The following is a 16550-nucleotide window of genomic DNA, read 5'->3' on the forward strand; positions in this document are numbered from 1 at the left end:
CGATACAAAATCCATACAGATATTCATGACTACCCAGTCGTCGCTCGGCAACAGGCTATATATACTGCCCGCTCGTAGGAAAAGTTTGCGTCAAGCGTGGGAAGTTGTGCGAAAACGCCGGTCGGAGTGTCAGACGGTTTCGCAGAGTTTCCCTATAGCCGCCCATCTAAACAGATTCGGCGTAGTATGTTGTCAGCTGAATCGTTTTCCCGGCATTGCGCTACACCAACGAAAGCGTCACGGGTCAGAGGCCCCATCGCATGATTGAACTCGAACAAGAAGATCCTATCCCGCAGGGCGATCTGGCCTTGCAGATCACCGCGCTGCCGCGCGAAACCAATGGCTTCGGCGACATCTTTGGCGGCTGGCTGGTCGCGCAGATGGACCTGGCCGGCACCGCCATGGCCAGCCGCGTCGCCGGTGGCCGGGTAGCCACGGTTTCCATCGACCGCATGGCGTTTCTGGTGCCGGTGGCAGTCGGCGCGCAGTTGTCGTTCTACACCCAGACACTGGAAATCGGCCGTAGCTCGATCCGCATGATGGTCGAAGTGTGGAGCGATGACCCGTTGTCCAGCGAATGGCGCAAAGTCACCGAAGCGACCTTTGTGTTCGTCGCCATCGATGGCAGCGGCCGCACCCGCTCGGTGCCTCGTCGCTAAGCCTTGCGGGCGGTAAACTCATTGCACGTCACCGGGTCCAAGGCCCACAGGCAATCAATGAGAAGAGCGCAATGGCTACCTTCAAGGTCGAATCCGAGCAACACGGCGAACTCAACTGCTGGCGCATCAGCAACGAGCGTGCCGACCTACTGATCGCCCAGCAGGGCGCCCAGATCCTCAGCTACCAGCGTATTGGTGCGCCGCCGCTGTTGTGGCTGAGCGACCAGGCCATCTTCGCCCAAGGCAAATCGGTGCGGGCGGGTGTACCAGTGTGTTGGCCCTGGTTTGGCAACTTGCAGCGCAACCCTGAGCCGGTGCAGGCCATGTACGGCGGCCAGCAAGCGCCCGCCCATGGCCTGGCACGCACCCGCGATTGGCAGCTGCTCGGTGTCGAGGAACAGGGGGCGAGCTTGCAGATCGAATTCGAGCTGCCACAAGCCCGTGGCCAGTTGCCGGGCTGGCCCCATGACGTTCAGCTGAAACTGCTGATCGAACTGGGCGACACGCTGAGCGTGTCTCTGACCAGCCGCAACCTGGGCGACAGCCCGGTGACCATCAGCCAGGCCCTGCATAGCTACTTCGCCGTCAGCGACGTGCGCCAGGCCCGGGTTGAAGGCGTAGATGGGCTGCACTACATCGAAACCCTGGCCGACTGGGAGCAGCGCCAACAACAAGGGGCGTTGCAGTTCGCCGGGGAAACCGACCGTATCTATCTGGACACGCCACAGGCGCTCAGCATCGTCGACCCGCACTGGGCGCGGCGGATTACCTTGACCTGCAGCGGGTCACGCTCGGCGGTGATCTGGAACCCCTGGACCGAGCGGGCCAAGGATTTGCCAGACATGGCCGATGATGGCTGGCAGCGAATGTTGTGCATCGAGACGGCCAATGTCTGGGATGATGTGGTTGAGCTCAAGCCCGGCGCCAGTCATTCACTGCAGGTGAAGATCGCTAGTGACGAGATCTGAATGATGCCTTTGCAGGGCTGGCCTGTTCGCGGGTGAACCCGCTCCTACTGGGGCTGCGCAAACTTGCCAGAGCAGCTTTAGCCACGACGAGGCCAGTTCAGCCGCTCAGAGGTCAGCATCCTCCACTACCCTGACCTTCGCTGCATCCAGCGCATAAGCCGCATCGGCCAGGTCATTGCTGACCTTCTCCACTTTCAGCTTGCCGCTGACCCACAGCGGTGTGTAGATATCCGCGATTTTCAGCCCTTTCGGATACCGCACCAATACCAACTGGTTAGGCGGCGGTGGTGGTACGTGAATGCAGGCACCCGGGTATGGCACCAGGAAGAACAGCGTGCTGTTGCCCCTGGCATCGCTTTCCAGCGGAACGGGGTAACCGCCCAGGCGGATTTCCTTGCCATTCATGGCGGCCACGGTCTTGGTGGAGTACATCACCGCTGGCAGGCCCTTGCTCTGCTTGAGCCCGCCCTTGGCGGTGAAGGTGCCATTGGCTTCCGGTGAGTTGTGGTCGATTTCGGGCATGGCTTCGAGCGCCTTTTGGTCCGATTTGGGCATCAGTTCCAGCCAGTCGGTTTCGGGCAGCTCGGCATGGGCCAGGGTGCTGGCCAGAAGCAGGGGAACAAGAAAAAGGGCACGCATGAAAATGCTCGACAACTCAGAATGAATTGCCGAGCATTCTAACCAGTAATCAGCGTTTCTTGATGAACCCGTAGATCACCAGAAGGATGATCGCACCAATCAGTGCACCGATGAATCCAGCAGCCTGGCCTGCCTGGTAGATGCCCAGTGCCTGGCCGCCATAAGTGGCGAGCAGCGAGCCTGCGATACCCAGCAGAATCGTCATGATCCAGCCCATGCTGTCGTCACCCGGCTTCAGGAAGCGGGCCAGCAGGCCGACGATAAGGCCGATGAAGATGGTTCCGATGATGCCCATGACAGTCCCTCTGAAGTGAAGATGGAACAAGCCAAAGCCTAGACAGCACTTTGGCTTGTTGCCATTTCAGAGGGCAAGCCGCTTGCAGAAGTTCGATCGGGCACGTCGATCAGTTGCTGATCAACGCCTCTACTTCGGCGATTCTGGCCTTGAGGGTGGCCATGTCGTTGCTGCGCAGGGTGGCATGGCCTACTTTGCGACCGGCCTTGAAGGCCTTGCCGTAGTGGTGCAGGTGGCAGTCGTCGATGGCTACGACCTGCTCCACCGCCGGGACTTCGCCAATGAAGTTGAGCATGGCGCTCTGGCCCACTTTAGCGGTCGAGCCCAGCGGCAGGCCGGCGACGGCACGCAGATGGTTCTCGAACTGGCTGCACTCGGCCCCTTCGATGGTCCAATGGCCGGAGTTGTGCACCCGCGGGGCGATTTCGTTGGCCTTGAGGCCACCGTCGACTTCGAAGAACTCGAACGCCATTACCCCGACGTAATCCAGTTGCTTGAGCACACGGCCAACGTAGTCTTCAGCCAGGCTCTGCAGCGGGTGCCCTTCGCTGGCCACCGACAGGCGCAGGATGCCGCTTTCGTGGGTGTTGTGCACCAGCGGATAGAAACGGGTTTCGCCATCGCGAGCACGCACTGCCACCAACGAGACTTCACCAGTGAACGGCACGAAACCTTCAAGCAGGCAGGGCACGCTACCCAGTTCGGCAAAGGTGCCGACTACGTCCTCAGGCGCGCGCAAAACCTTCTGGCCCTTGCCGTCATAGCCCAGGGTGCGGGTCTTGAGCACTGCCGGCAGGCCGATGCTGGCTACCGCTGCGTCAAGGTCAGCCTGCGAGAGAATGTCGGCAAACGCCGGAGTCGGGATACCCAGATCGCGGAACATGCTCTTTTCGAACAGTCGATCGCGGGCAATGCGCAGGGCTTCGGCGCTTGGATAGACCGGGACGAACTGCGACAGAAAAGCCACGGTTTCGGCCGGAACACTTTCGAATTCGAAAGTCACTAAATCGACCTGGTCGGCCAGCTGGCGCAAGTGCTCCTGGTCGCCATAGTCGGCACGCAGGTGCTTGCCCAGCGCAGCGGCACAGGCATCCGGCGCTGGGTCGAGGAAGGCGAAGTCCATGCCCAGCGGGGTTCCCGCCAGGGCCAGCATGCGGCCCAGTTGGCCGCCACCAATAACACCGATCTTCATGGGTTGAACCTCAAGCCTGGCGGGGGTCTGGATTGTCCAGCACGGTGTCGGTCTGCTCGGTACGGAACTGCTTGAGCGCCGCGTGATACTGCGGGTACTTGGCCCCCAGGATGCTCGCCGACAGCAGTGCGGCATTCACCGCGCCAGCGCGGCCGATGGCCAGGGTAGCAACCGGCACGCCGGCAGGCATCTGCACGATCGACAGCAGCGAATCGACACCGGACAGCATCGATGACTGGACGGGCACGCCCAGCACCGGCAGGTGAGTCTTGGCGGCACACATGCCCGGCAGGTGGGCAGCGCCACCAGCACCGGCAATGATCACCTCGATACCACGTTCTTCGGCCTCTTCAGCGTACTGGAACAGCAAGTCCGGGGTGCGGTGGGCGGAAACCACCTTCACTTCGTAGGGAATGCCGAGTTTTTCCAGCATATCGGCGGTGTGGCTAAGGGTGGACCAATCGGACTTGGAGCCCATGATCACGCCAACCAGTGCACTCATCGTCGAGCCTCTCCTGCAAGCGCCTTGTGGCGCGCTAAAAGCAACAAGCCACGCAGGTAGACCGGCGTGGCTCGTCATACGGATTCTGAATCGACCGGGTCGGCCGAAGGCGCGGGATTGTAGCGTATAAGGGGGCGCTGCGCCCACCCCCATAAGCACATGTCGGATCAAAGGGCAAGCTGTCTCGCGGGACAACTTTTCCCCCTGGCACAGGGCAATGGTGCCTCAGACAATTCGCCCTTTCGACCAGGGTCATCGAAGGACGCAAAGATGCACAAAACCCGCCTAATAGCGCTCGTCATGGGCCTTGCCTGCAGCCTGACCTTGTCACCGGCCTGGGCTCGCAGAGCGCTGGTGGTCACGATCTACCCACACGACGAGCTGGCAGGCATCAGCGACCAACAACTGCACGATGACTACTTTCAACATTGGCTCGAAGAAATGCGCAGCTTCACGCAACAGCCGATTGAACTGGTCTACCAGCGTGCCATTTCCGGGCTGACGGACATCGATTATCAGTCGATGACCGCTATCCAGGCCCTTGACGCATTCACACGGGGAGTCGAAATTCAGCGTTCGGTCAGGCCTTTTTCGTTCATGAACAAGGACGTGTTACTGACCAAGGACAGCTATGACCAAAGCGGGATGACCTTCGTGGGCGGCCTTGCACACCTTAGCGGCACAACGGCCATCGCCTCGATGCGCAGCTACGCGATGCCCGGGCATGTCATCGGCCATATGCTCTCGGCCAGCCATAAGGACGCCGAAACCCGCTACAACGGCTGGTTCTGCGAAAGCTACATGGTCCCGGCGCGCATTGCGCTGCGCTCGAACTGCTACCACTACAGCGAAGCAAACCGAGCCGCCATCACCGATTACCTCAACTACCACTCAAACTGATCCCTCGCCTGGGCTACCTGCCGACTCCAGCTTGCGCCACAAAAGCCGCACATTGGCCTTGCGCACCAAAGCGCAGCGATACAGGCGGATTTCCAGCGGCACATGCCACTGGCTACCACCGCAGATCATCAACTCACCGCGCTCCAGCTCACCGCGCATGGACAACCGCGGTACCCAAGCGATGCCCATGCCTTCAAGCGCCATACTCTTGAGGCTGTCCGCCATGGCAGTTTCATACACGGTGGTGTAGCGCAGGTTGCGCTGGCGTAACAACAGGTTCACCGAGCGGCCGAGAAACGCCCCGGCACTGTAGGCCAGCAACGGCACGCTGGTATCGCCTTCCAGGTCGAACAAGGCATTGCCGTCGGCGCCCACAGCGCATACCGGCAGCATCTCGGTGGTACCCATGTGCAGCGATGGGAAGATCTCGGCGTCCATCTGCAGCGCGGCGTCAGGGTCATAGAACGCCAGCATCAGGTCACAGCCACCTTCGCGCAAGGCATGCACGGCATCCCCAACGTTGGTCGCCACCAATCGGGTGGCGATGTTCAATCCATCGTTGCGCAATTGTGCCACCCAACGCGGGAAAAACCCCGACGCCAGCGAGTGCGCAGCCGCAACCTGGATAACCTCCCCCTGCCCGCCTTCCAGGTGATGCAAATGACGGAGAACTTCGCTCAACTGGTCGACAACGGTGCGGGCTGTGACAAGAAAAAGCTGTCCGGCCTCGGTTAGCTCGATGGGCGTGCGGGAACGATTCACCAAGGTCAGACCCAACGCTGCTTCCAAGCTGCGGATACGTCGGCTGAAGGCCGGTTGGGTCACGAAACGCCGTTCAGCCGCCTGTGAAAAACTGCGGGTGGAGGCCAGGGCGCTGAAATCTTCCAGCCACTTGCTTTCGAGGTTCATGAAGCAGATCTCCCGGCGCGCACCAAAATGGAACACGCTTGAATGTCAATTGGCGTCACATCAATCACTATGCCGTTTGTGCATAGGTTAGCGTGCATCAGCATTGGCGGCAAAAACCCCTTAAGGCCTAGGATTGGCGCCATTCCGGCATGTGCCGGGTCAAAATCGAGATGATATCCATCATGTCCTCCGCTGCATCGTTCCGCGTTGAAAAAGATCTGCTTGGCACCCTGGAAGTCCCTGCCGATGCCTACTACGGCATCCAGACCCTGCGCGCTGCCAACAACTTCCATCTCTCCGGCGTTCCGCTGTCGCACTATCCGAAGCTGGTCGTGGCCCTGGCCATGGTCAAGCAGGCTGCTGCCGACGCCAACCGTGAGCTGGGTCACCTGAGCGATGCCAAGCACGCTGCCATCAGTGCAGCCTGCGCCCGCCTGATCAAAGGCGATTACCACGACCAGTTCGTGGTTGACATGATCCAAGGGGGTGCGGGCACCTCCACCAACATGAACGCCAACGAAGTCATCGCCAACGTCGCGCTGGAGGCCATGGGCCACCAGAAGGGTGAGTACCAGTATCTGCACCCCAACAACGACGTGAACATGGCGCAGTCGACCAACGACGCCTACCCAACCGCCATCCGCCTGGGCCTGCTGCTGGGCCATGACGCCCTGCTGGCCAGCCTCGATAGCCTGATCCAGGCTTTCGCTGCCAAAGGTAAGGAATTCGACCATGTTCTGAAGATGGGCCGCACCCAGCTGCAGGATGCCGTGCCGATGACCCTGGGCCAGGAATTCCGCGCCTTCGCCACCACCATGACCGAAGACCTCCAGCGCCTGCGCTCGCTGGCCCCGGAGCTTCTGACCGAAATCAACCTGGGTGGTACCGCCATCGGTACTGGCATCAACGCCGACCCTGGCTACCAGGCCCTGGCCGTACAACGCCTGGCCACCATCAGCGGCCACCCGCTGGTACCAGCTGCCGACTTGATCGAAGCTACCTCCGACATGGGCGCCTTCGTGCTGTTCTCCGGCATGCTCAAGCGTACTGCGGTCAAGCTGTCGAAGATCTGCAACGACCTGCGCCTGCTGTCCAGCGGCCCGCGCACCGGCATCAACGAAATCAACCTGCCAGCGCGCCAGCCTGGCAGCTCGATCATGCCAGGCAAGGTCAACCCGGTCATTCCTGAGGCGGTCAACCAAGTGGCCTTCGCCATCATGGGCAACGACCTGGCACTGACCGTCGCGGCCGAAGGTGGCCAGCTGCAGTTGAACGTGATGGAACCGCTGATCGCCTACAAGATCTTCGACTCGATCCGCCTGCTTCAGCGCGCGATGGACATGCTGCGCGAGCACTGCATCGTTGGCATCACCGCCAACGAACAGCGTTGCCGTGAGCTGGTCGAACACTCCATCGGCCTGGTCACCGCCCTGAACCCGTACATCGGCTACGAGAACGCCACCCGTATCGCCCGCGTTGCCCTGGAAACCGGCCGCGGCGTACTGGAACTGGTGCGTGAAGAGAAGCTGCTGGACGACGCGATGCTCGACGACATCCTGCGTCCTGAAAACATGATCGCCCCACGTCTGGTGCCGCTGAAAGCGTAAACCAGGCTGCTGCACACCGTCTCACCAGGTCGAGGGACTAGACACCTCTCAACCTTTCAAAGGCCCGAGCGCAAGCTGCGGGCCTTTTTTTCGCTTCATCCCTGCCACACTATCCGCCCTCGCCCATTTCGGCATACAACTTGCTCCATAATGCCTCCCACGCCCACGGGATGACCGAGCATGCTGCACAGCCACCTGACCACCCTCAACGCAGTTTCGCTGATCCTCAACCTGTTTCAGGAAGAGGGCTGCGAGGCGACGACGTTGCTCGCCGGTAGCGGTATAGCCCCCGCCGATCTAGGCCACAGCGATGCGCGCATCACCACCCAGCAAGAGTTGCAGGTGTGCGCCAACGCCGTTGCCCGACGCGAGGAAATCGGCCTGGAACTGGGGCGGCGCATGCATGTGTCGTGCTATGGCATGCTCGGCTACGCGCTGCTCTCCAGTGCCACTTTGGGTGACGCCTTGCGCTTGGCGCTGCATTATCCGGCACTGCTGGGAACAGTCTTCAAGCTGCGTTTGCTCGACGATGGCCATCGCGTCTGGTTGAGTGCCAGTGAATATCACGACAGCCCGGCCTTGGCTGCCTTCAATGCCGAATTTTGTCTGGTGTCGCTGAAAGTGATCTGCGACGACCTGCTCGGCCGCACACTACCGCTGCTCGGTGCCCGCTTCGAGCATTCGCGTCCAGGCTATCACCCCCTCTATAGCGGGGCTTTCCAGTGCCCCCTTGCCTTCGATGCAGAAGATACCGCCTTCGCGTTCGAGCGGCGCTGGCTGGATACCCCCCTTCCGCTGGCCGACCCCATTACTCACAAGGCCATGAGTGAGCGTTGCCGGCGCTTGAACCTGGAATTCACCGGCCGCCAGGCCTGGCTGGGGCGGATTCGCCAGCTGTTGTTGCAGCAACTGGATGCGGCGCCAGGCCTGGAGGGCCTTGCGCGGCAGATGAACTGCTCGTCACGCACCCTGCGCCGGCACTTGCAAGCCTTGGGCTGCAGTTACCAGCAATTGCTCGATGAACTGCGCTTTGACCGGGCCAAGCAGTTGCTGGCCGATGACCAGATGCCGATCTACCGCATTGCAGAAACCTTGGGCTTCAGCGAGACCGCGAGTTTCCGTCATGCCTTCCAGCGCTGGAGCGGGGTTGCACCTAGCCACTTCCGGGGTTGAGCCAGACTGGCCACAACCTGTGGCCATATCGATCCCCTTTTGGCCGTTTGCGTCGTTCTCCGCCACCGGGTCACCCGTGAAAATGGGTTCACGCCAGTCCCCCGGAGAACAACAAATGCTGACGATTTATTCCGATGATCACCGCCTGCACCACGGCCGCTGCGAGCTGATCGACGGCAAGCTGATGCCGTGCTTCGAAATGCCGTCCCGCGCGGACCATGTGCTCGAGCAGGTCAAAAAGCGCAACCTGGGTGAAGTGAAAGCGCCTAACGACTTCGGGCTCGCTCCCCTGCAACGCATTCACAGTGCTCAATACCTGGACTTCTTCCAGGGTGCCTGGGCTCGCTGGGCCGCCCTAGGCCACGACGGCGACCTGCTGCCCTTCACCTGGCCCGCGCGTACCCTGCGCCAAGTCAAACCTACCGGGCTGCACGGTGAGCTGGGCTATTACAGTTTCGACGCTGGCGCACCCATCACCGCCGGTACCTGGCAGGCAGCCTATAGCGCCGCACAGGTTGCCCTCACAGCCCAGGCGGCGATCGAGCAAGGCGCACACTCGGCCTTCGCGCTGTGCCGGCCACCAGGGCACCATGCGGCCGCCGAGGTCATGGGCGGCTATTGCTACCTGAACAATGCCGCGATTGCCGCCCAGGCGTTCCTCGACCAAGGCCGTGCCAAGGTGGCTATCCTGGACGTCGACTACCATCACGGCAACGGCACCCAGGACATCTTCTACCAGCGCAATGACGTGTTTTTCGCTTCCATACACGGCGATCCACAAGATGAGTTCCCGTTCTTCCTTGGCTATGCCGACGAAACCGGCGAAGGCGCAGGTGAAGGCTGCAACATCAACTACCCGTTGCCCGCTGGCAGCGACTGGACGGCCTGGAGCGCGGCACTGGAAGACGCCTGCCAACGTATCGCCACCTATGACGCCGATGTGCTGGTGGTTTCACTGGGGGTGGATACCTTCAAGGACGACCCGATCTCCCAGTTCAAGCTGGACAGCCCGGACTACCTGGAGATGGGCAAGCGCATCGCCCAACTCGGCAAACCTACCCTGTTCGTGATGGAAGGGGGCTACGCTGTGGAAGAAATCGGTATCAACGCAGTCAATGTGCTGGAAGGCTTCCAGCACGCCCAGCCAGGAGCCCGATAATGGCCCGACTCAAGCGTCTGCTCGCCCCGCTCATCGCTGCCACCCTGTTCACCGGCGCCCTGCACGCTCAAGCCGAGCAGCGCACCCTGCGCGTGTATAACTGGTTCGATTACATCACGCCGCAGACCTTGAGCAGCTTCCAGAAAGACAGCGGCGTCAAGCTGATCTACGACATCTTCGACACCAACGAGGCGCTGGAGGCCAAGCTGCTGACTGGCAACTCTGGCTACGACGTGGTGGTGCCGTCCAACGTGTTTCTCGCCAAGCAGATCGAGGCCGGTGTGTTCCAGCCGCTGGACCGCAGCAAGCTGCCGAACTGGCAACACCTGGACCCGGCGCTGATGAAGCTGATCGAAGCCAACGACCCGGGCAACAAGTTCGCCGTGCCTTACATGTATGGCACCATCCTGATCGGCTTCAACCCGGACAAGGTCAAGGCCGTGCTCGGCGATCAGGCCCCGGTCGACAGCTGGGATCTGATATTCAAAGAGCAGAACATCGCCAAGCTCAAACAATGCGGCGTCGCGCTGCTCGACTCGCCGTCGGAGATTCTGCCACTGGCCCTGCAACACCTTGGCTTACCGCCCAACAGCGACAAGCCGCAAGACTACAAGAAGGCCGAGGCGCTGATGATGAAGATCCGCCCTTACATCACCTACTTCCATTCCTCGAAGTACATGGCCGACATCGCCAATGGTGATATCTGCGTAGCGGTGGGTTACAGCGGCAGTTTCTCGCAAGCCGCCAACCGCGCCAAAGATGCAAACAATGGTGTGGTGGTGGACATGCGCCTACCCAAGGAAGGGGCGCCGATCTGGTTCGACATGCTGGCGATTCCGAAGAATGCAGCAAACCCGGAAGATGCCCATGCTTTCATCAACTATCTGCTGCGCCCTGAAGTGATTGCGCCGATCAGCGACTTCGTCGGCTATCCAAACCCCAACAAGGATGCCACCGACAAGGTCAGCCCAGCGATACGCAATAATCCGAACCTCTACCCGACCGAGCAGGCCATGACCAAGCTGTACACACTCAAGCCATTGTCCCGTGAGGGCGAGCGGGCCCGCACGCGAGCGTGGACACGAATCAAATCCGGAACTTGAGTCGCCTTCGTTGCGAGTAATCCGCTCCCACAGAGCCTACGCGGTAGCTGTGGGAGCGGGTTCACCCGCGAAGAGGTCTCCAAGCCTTACGCAGTTTCAGCAAAGCTTCGGCAATCTGCCCTTCCGGCACCGCTGCAAATCCAAGTACCAGCCCTGCCCGCTTATCCACAGGCACGTCAGAGTCTGGCAGCCAGTAACCGCTCAGGGGATTGACCTCCACCCCTACCGCCGCAGCGCTGGCCACCAAAGCCTGCTCACGTGCAAAACTATCCACATCCACCTTTACGTGGAGCCCCGCAGCTACTTCCGGCATCTCCCCCAAGCCCTCCACCCCAACAGGCCATCCCGCTTTGAGCACGTTGCGGCGGGCGAGCGCCGCCTTGCGCATGCGCCGGATATGCCGCTGGAAGTGCCCTTGGGCCATGAACTCAGCCATCACGCATTGGGTTCCCACCTCTGAGTGCCGAACTGCCAGCGCACGGCCTTGACTGAATGCTTGCACCAATTGCGGCGGCAGAACCAAGTAGCCCAGGCGCAATGCCGGGAAGGCAATCTTGCCGAAAGTGCCGACGTACAACACACGGCCTTGGCGGTCGAGCGCAGCTAGCGGGGCCAGGGGCGCACCGCTGTAGCGGTACTCGCCATCGTAATCGTCCTCGATGACCCAGCCATCGTTGCACTCGGCCCAGGCCAGTAATGCCAGGCGTCGGGCCAGGCTCATGGTCACCCCTGTAGGATACTGATGCGCCGGTGTGACATAGGCCAGTCGACAGCCCGGGAGATCCACCAGGCGGTGGCAGTCCATGCCCTGCTCATCCACCGGCACCCCGATCAGCTTGCCACCGGCCACCGCAAACGCCCGCCCTGCGGCGCGATACCCAGGGTTTTCCACAGCCACTGTGTCACCTGGTTGCAATAACAACTGTGCACAAAGGCTGATGGCCTGCTGCGCACCATGGGTGATCACAATTTGTTCAGGCGTGCAGGATAGCCCCCTTGATCGACGCAGATAGGCGGCGATCAGCTCGCGCAAAGCGGGCTCGCCCGCCGGGTCCCCATAGCCCAGTAGAGCCGGTGAAGGGTTACGCCAGAAACCCGCTTGTAGCTTGGCCCACACATCGAATGGGAACAGGTCGAAAGCCGGTATGCCGACGCGAAACGCCCTAGGTGGGCCGCCGTTTTGTGCCGGCAGGTGGTTATTTTTCAAACGCAATAAAGGCTCGCTGGCGAACCTATTGCTGGTTAAATCCTCAGTGTCCGAGGGCGAAAATGTGGATAACTCTGTTGATAACCCTAGGGATAACCCTGTGGGTAACTGTGTGGATAGTTTTTCCAGCCGGCTCACATAGGTGCCATCACCCACGCGGCTTTCGATATAGCCCTCCGCATACAGCTGGTCATAGGCGCGCACTACGCTGTTGCGCGAAAGCGCCAGCACCTTTGCCAGGTCCCGAGTGGCAGGCAGCCGGGTGCCGCTACTCAAGCGCCCATCCAAAACCCTGGCACGCAACGCCTGATACAGCTGCTGACTGAGCCCGCGCCGACGATCAAGCACGATCCCTGCGGGATCGAAAGGCAACACGATGGAGCGCTCGCGCATGAAATTGGCCCTACCAAAACAGTCATTAATGGCTCTTACCTTGATCCAATAGCCTGCCTAGGATGGAGCCATTGGACAAGGACAGCACACATGTACAACAGCAAACCCCACCAAGAACACGACATTGAGCGCCTGCATCAGCATATGCGCGATACCCGTCTAGCGGTGCTGATCAGCCATGGCGATCAAGGCCTGATGGCCACGCACTTGCCGGTATTGCTCGACACCGACGAAGGCCAGTTCGGTACGGTCTATGCCCATCTGGCCCGCGCCAACCGCCAATGGCAGGACTTGGCGCAAGGCGCCGAAGCACTGCTGGTCTTCCCCGGCGCAGACGCCTACGTCAGCCCAAGCTTTTACCCAAGCAAGGCGCAGAACCCCAAAGTGGTGCCGACCTGGAACTACCTGGCCGTACACGCCTACGGCACCGCCGAGGTGATCCACGATGCAGCCCCATTGCTGCAGATCGTCAGCCGTCTCACCGACCGCCACGAGCAAGGCCGCAGCCAACCCTGGAAGGTCAGCGACGCCCCTGCCGGCTACCTCGACGGCATGCTGCGCGCGATCGTCGGCATCCGCCTGCCTGTGGCCCGCCTGCAAGGCGCGCGCAAGCTCAGCCAGAATCGCTCGGCGCAGGATATCGCTGGCGTGCGTGAGGGCTTGAACGCCAGCCCGGACTACCTGGACCAACAACTCGCCGCGCACATGCGCCAACTCTGAAGGAAAAGCCCCATGGCCAACGTCACCCTGCGCCCCGTCAGCCCTCAAGACCACGCCGACTGGCTCGCCCTTTGGCAGAACTACCTGCGCTTCTACCAGACCGAACTCGCCGAAGAAGTGAGCCTTAGCACCTGGCAACGACTGCTCGACCCGAGTGAGCCAACCCACTCGACCCTGGCTTGGGTCGATGGCAAAGCGGTGGGCATGGTTAACTTCATCTACCATCGTTCCAACTGGAGCATCGAGAATTCCTGTTACCTGCAGGACCTCTATGTCGACAGTAGCCAGCGCGGCCTGGGTATTGGCCGCCAGCTGATCGAACATGTATACGCCACCGCAAGGGCTGCCGGCTGCATCAAGGTGCACTGGCTGACCCACGAAACCAATGCCACCGCCATTAGCCTGTACGAGCAGGTTGCCGAGCGCCCTGGCTTCATCCAATTCCGTAAAGGGCTGTAGGCCGCACATGACTGACGCATTGAACTGGAAACCCGCTACAGCACCCACGGCCCAGGTTATCGACGGCCGCTTCATCCGCCTGGAGAAACTCGACCCGGCGCGCCACGGGGACGATCTATGGGAGGTGCTGCAAGGCCCGGCATCGGACCCTGTGTTGTGGGACTACCTACCCTACGGCCCATTCACCGAGCGCGGCGCCTTCGACCGCTGGCTGCAAGGCAACGCCGCTGGCCAAGACCCGCTTTTTTTCACAGTGATCGACCGCAACAGCGGCCAGGCCCAAGGTATTCTCAGTTTGATGTCGATCGTGCCCGACCACGGCCGTATCGAGATCGGCCACATCGCCTTTGGTGCCGCCATGCAGCGCACGCCTAAAGGCACCGAGGCCGTATACCTGCTGGGCAAGCTGGGGTTCGAATTAGGTAACCGGCGCCTGGAATGGAAGTGCAATAACGCCAACGCCCGCTCCAAGCGCGCGGCCGAGCGATTCGGCTTCGTTTTCGAGGGGGTTTTCCGCAAGCACCTGGTGGTCAAGGACCATAACCGCGACACCGCGTGGTATTCGATTACCGATGACGAGTGGCCGCAGGTGGCGGCGGGGTTCGAGCGGTGGTTGAGTGCAGAGAACCAGGGGCTGGGAGGCCAAGTGCGGACACTTGAGGATTGCCGTAGGGGGTGATCTTCTGTCCATGAGGGACTGGCACTAGGGCGGCGGCGCCTTTGAGATCGAGCGCCGCCCGCGCGGCGCATCGTGAGCTGCGCTCGGTCTTACAGGCGCCACATACCTGATGCCAGGCAAAAAAAGGGGAGCATCCGCTCCCCAGAGGTTAACCATTTGTAGATAAAGGCTTATCTCAGCCTTCGATCTCGATCAGGATCTCGCCGGGCGTCACGCGGTCGCCTTTAGCAACATGGATGGCCACGACCTTGCCAGCGATGGCCGCCTGCACTTCGGTTTCCATCTTCATCGCCTCGGTAATCAGCACCGCCTGGCCGGCCTTGACCACATCGCCTTCCTTGACCAGTACATCGACGATGTTGCCTGGCATGGTGGTACTGACGTGGCCAGGAGCGCTGGCCTGCTTGCGCTTACTGCCACCGCCACCGACGAACTCGTTGAGCGGCTCGAAGACAACTTCTTCGGGCATGCCGTCGATCGACAGGTAAAAGTGCCGCTTGCCCTCGGCCTTAACCCCTACACCGGTAATATCCACGCGGTAGGTTTCGCCGTGCACGTCGATGACGAACTCGGTGGGTACGCCTTCACCTGCAGGAGAAGCCACGGCACCGGCCTCGGGGATCGGCAACAAGGCTTCGGGAGTGAGGGTGCCCGCTTCGCGCTCCTCGAGGAACTTACGGCCAATGTCCGGGAACATGGCGAAAGTCAGCACATCTTCCTCGCAGCTGGCCAAGGCGCCGATATCGCTGCGCAGCTTGGCCATCTCAGGCTTGAGCAGGTCGGCCGGGCGCACGTCGATCACGTCTTCGCTGCCGATCGCCTGGCGGCGCAGTTGCTCATTGACCACGCCGGGGGCCTTGCCATAGCCGCCTTGCAGGTAGAGCTTCACCTCGTTGGTGATGGTCTTGTAACGCTCACCCGCCAGGACGTTGAAGAACGCCTGAGTACCAACGATCTGCGAGGTCGGCGTTACCAGAGGTGGGAAGCCAAGGTCCTCACGCACGCGCGGGATCTCTGCCAACACCTCGTTCATGCGGCTGAGCGCGCCTTGCTCCTTGAGCTGGTTGGCCAGGTTGGAAATCATCCCACCTGGTACCTGGTTCACCTGCACGCGGGTATCCACGGCGGTGAACTCGCTCTCGAACTGGTGGTATTTCTTGCGCACAGCGTAGAAGTACAGGCCGATTTCCTGCAAAAGCTCCAGGTCCAGGCCGGTGTCGAATTCGCTGCCTTTGAGCGCGGCGACCATCGATTCGGTACCTGGGTGGCTCGTGCCCCAGGCGAAGCTCGAGATCGCGGTATCGATATGGTCGGCACCGTTTTCCACTGCCTTGAGCTGGCACATGGCAGCCAGGCCGGCAGTGTCATGGGAGTGAATGAACACCGGCAGCGACTGTTCAGCCTTGAGCGCCCGCACCAGCTCGCCGGTAGCGAACGGGGTCAGCAGGCCAGCCATGTCCTTGATCGCGACCGAGTCGCAACCCATGGCTTCCATCTGCTTGGCCTGGGCGACGAATGCGTCGATGGTGTGCACAGGGCTGACGGTGTAGGCGATGGTGCCCTGGGCGTGTTTGCCGGCGGCCTTCACAGCCTCGATGGCAACACGCAGGTTACGCACGTCGTTCATGGCATCGAAGATACGGAACACGTCGATGCCGTTGACTGCCGCCTTGGCCACGAACGCCTTGACCACGTCGTCGCTGTAGTGGCGGTAGCCCAGAAGGTTCTGGCCACGCAGCAGCATCTGCAGACGGGTGTTGGGCAGGGCAGCACGCAGCTTGCGCAGGCGCTCCCAAGGGTCTTCTTTCAAAAAGCGCAAGCAGGCGTCGAAGGTAGCACCACCCCAGACTTCCAGCGACCAGTAACCGACCTTGTCGAGCTTGTCGCAGATCGGCAGCATGTCTTCGGTACGCATGCGGGTAGCCAGCAGGGACTGGTGAGCATCGCGCAGGATCGTGTCGGTTACGTGAATTTTCTTGGACATTA

The 16550-nt window shown here is 61.1% G+C and carries 17 protein-coding genes; 10 read left to right on the forward strand and 7 right to left on the reverse strand.

The annotated features are described in order from the left end of the window. The first annotated feature begins 260 nt into the window (after nt 1-260). The gene (locus tag HU725_RS22510) at nt 261-659 is read left to right on the forward strand and encodes an acyl-CoA thioesterase (protein WP_027917060.1); all 399 of its coding nucleotides are present in this window, start codon (nt 261-263) and stop codon (nt 657-659) included. A gap of 71 nt (nt 660-730) precedes the next feature. After that, a complete protein-coding gene (locus HU725_RS22515; RefSeq protein WP_186476151.1) occupies nt 731-1627 on the forward strand; it encodes a D-hexose-6-phosphate mutarotase in 897 nt (298 codons plus the stop codon). A 105-nt stretch (nt 1628-1732) separates the two neighbouring features. Here the strand turns inward: HU725_RS22515 and HU725_RS22520 are convergent, their stop codons facing one another. From HU725_RS22520 to purE, 4 genes are all read right to left on the reverse strand, one after another. Next, nucleotides 1733-2266: a DUF3299 domain-containing protein gene (locus HU725_RS22520; RefSeq protein WP_060477265.1), complete on the reverse strand. Its 534-nt coding sequence runs from the start codon at nt 2264-2266 to the stop codon at nt 1733-1735. A 49-nt stretch (nt 2267-2315) separates the two neighbouring features. Next, nucleotides 2316-2561, reverse strand: coding sequence for a GlsB/YeaQ/YmgE family stress response membrane protein (locus HU725_RS22525; protein ID WP_060477266.1), 246 nt, complete (start codon nt 2559-2561; stop codon nt 2316-2318). 109 nt (nt 2562-2670) lie between these two features. Beyond that, on the reverse strand, nt 2671-3753 hold the full coding sequence (locus HU725_RS22530) for a 5-(carboxyamino)imidazole ribonucleotide synthase (protein WP_186476150.1): 1083 nt from the start codon (nt 3751-3753) through the stop codon (nt 2671-2673). Nucleotides 3754-3763: 10 nt separating this feature from the next. Beyond that, on the reverse strand, nt 3764-4255 hold the full coding sequence (gene purE / locus HU725_RS22535; protein WP_012312090.1) for a 5-(carboxyamino)imidazole ribonucleotide mutase: 492 nt from the start codon (nt 4253-4255) through the stop codon (nt 3764-3766). A 270-nt stretch (nt 4256-4525) separates the two neighbouring features. Between purE and HU725_RS22540 the strand changes: the two genes are divergently transcribed. Continuing rightward, entirely contained in the window at nt 4526-5155 is a 630-nt protein-coding gene (locus tag HU725_RS22540; RefSeq protein ID WP_186476149.1) for a hypothetical protein, read from the forward strand. On the opposite strand, the gene HU725_RS22545 is transcribed toward HU725_RS22540, so the two are convergent. After that, nucleotides 5147-6064: a LysR substrate-binding domain-containing protein gene (locus tag HU725_RS22545; RefSeq protein ID WP_186476148.1), complete on the reverse strand. Its 918-nt coding sequence runs from the start codon at nt 6062-6064 to the stop codon at nt 5147-5149. The two genes, HU725_RS22540 and HU725_RS22545, sit on opposite strands and share 9 nt — an antisense overlap. Nucleotides 6065-6246: 182 nt before the next feature. Here HU725_RS22545 and aspA point away from each other — a divergent pair, with 182 nt between their 5' ends. The 4 genes from aspA (at nt 6247) to HU725_RS22565 (ending at nt 11106) form a co-directional block, all read left to right on the forward strand. Continuing rightward, nucleotides 6247-7671, forward strand: a complete 1425-nt coding sequence (gene aspA, locus HU725_RS22550) for an aspartate ammonia-lyase (protein WP_060477280.1) — start codon at nt 6247-6249, stop codon at nt 7669-7671. A 180-nt stretch (nt 7672-7851) separates the two neighbouring features. Beyond that, on the forward strand, nt 7852-8844 hold the full coding sequence (locus tag HU725_RS22555) for an AraC family transcriptional regulator (RefSeq protein ID WP_186476147.1): 993 nt from the start codon (nt 7852-7854) through the stop codon (nt 8842-8844). A 115-nt stretch (nt 8845-8959) separates the two neighbouring features. Further along, nucleotides 8960-10003: a histone deacetylase family protein gene (locus HU725_RS22560; protein ID WP_186476146.1), complete on the forward strand. Its 1044-nt coding sequence runs from the start codon at nt 8960-8962 to the stop codon at nt 10001-10003. Then, entirely contained in the window at nt 10003-11106 is a 1104-nt protein-coding gene (locus HU725_RS22565) for a polyamine ABC transporter substrate-binding protein (RefSeq protein ID WP_186476145.1), read from the forward strand. Before HU725_RS22560 ends, HU725_RS22565 begins: the two co-directional genes overlap by 1 nt. A 61-nt stretch (nt 11107-11167) precedes the next feature. Here HU725_RS22565 and pdxR read toward each other — a convergent pair whose 3' ends face one another. Then, complete coding sequence (gene pdxR / locus HU725_RS22570; RefSeq protein ID WP_186476144.1) at nt 11168-12706, reverse strand: MocR-like pyridoxine biosynthesis transcription factor PdxR; 1539 nt, start codon at nt 12704-12706, stop codon at nt 11168-11170. A 90-nt stretch (nt 12707-12796) separates the two neighbouring features. On the opposite strand from pdxR, the gene HU725_RS22575 reads away from it, so the two are divergent. The 3 genes from HU725_RS22575 to HU725_RS22585 are packed head-to-tail and all read left to right on the forward strand — an operon-like array spanning nt 12797 to nt 14564. Then, entirely contained in the window at nt 12797-13426 is a 630-nt protein-coding gene (locus tag HU725_RS22575; RefSeq protein WP_186476143.1) for an FMN-binding negative transcriptional regulator, read from the forward strand. A gap of 12 nt (nt 13427-13438) precedes the next feature. Then, nucleotides 13439-13885 (forward strand): GNAT family N-acetyltransferase, encoded by a 447-nt coding sequence (locus tag HU725_RS22580; protein WP_186476142.1) that lies wholly within the window; start codon nt 13439-13441, stop codon nt 13883-13885. Between the two features lie 7 nt (nt 13886-13892). Further along, nucleotides 13893-14564, forward strand: coding sequence for a GNAT family N-acetyltransferase (locus HU725_RS22585; RefSeq protein WP_186476141.1), 672 nt, complete (start codon nt 13893-13895; stop codon nt 14562-14564). A gap of 175 nt (nt 14565-14739) precedes the next feature. Here the strand turns inward: HU725_RS22585 and oadA are convergent, their stop codons facing one another. Then, nucleotides 14740-16548, reverse strand: coding sequence for a sodium-extruding oxaloacetate decarboxylase subunit alpha (gene oadA, locus HU725_RS22590; protein ID WP_060477606.1), 1809 nt, complete (start codon nt 16546-16548; stop codon nt 14740-14742). Nucleotides 16549-16550 lie beyond the last annotated feature (2 nt).

Origin of the sequence: Pseudomonas promysalinigenes (genome assembly GCF_014269025.2) — a bacterium.
GTDB lineage: Bacteria > Pseudomonadota > Gammaproteobacteria > Pseudomonadales > Pseudomonadaceae > Aquipseudomonas > Aquipseudomonas promysalinigenes.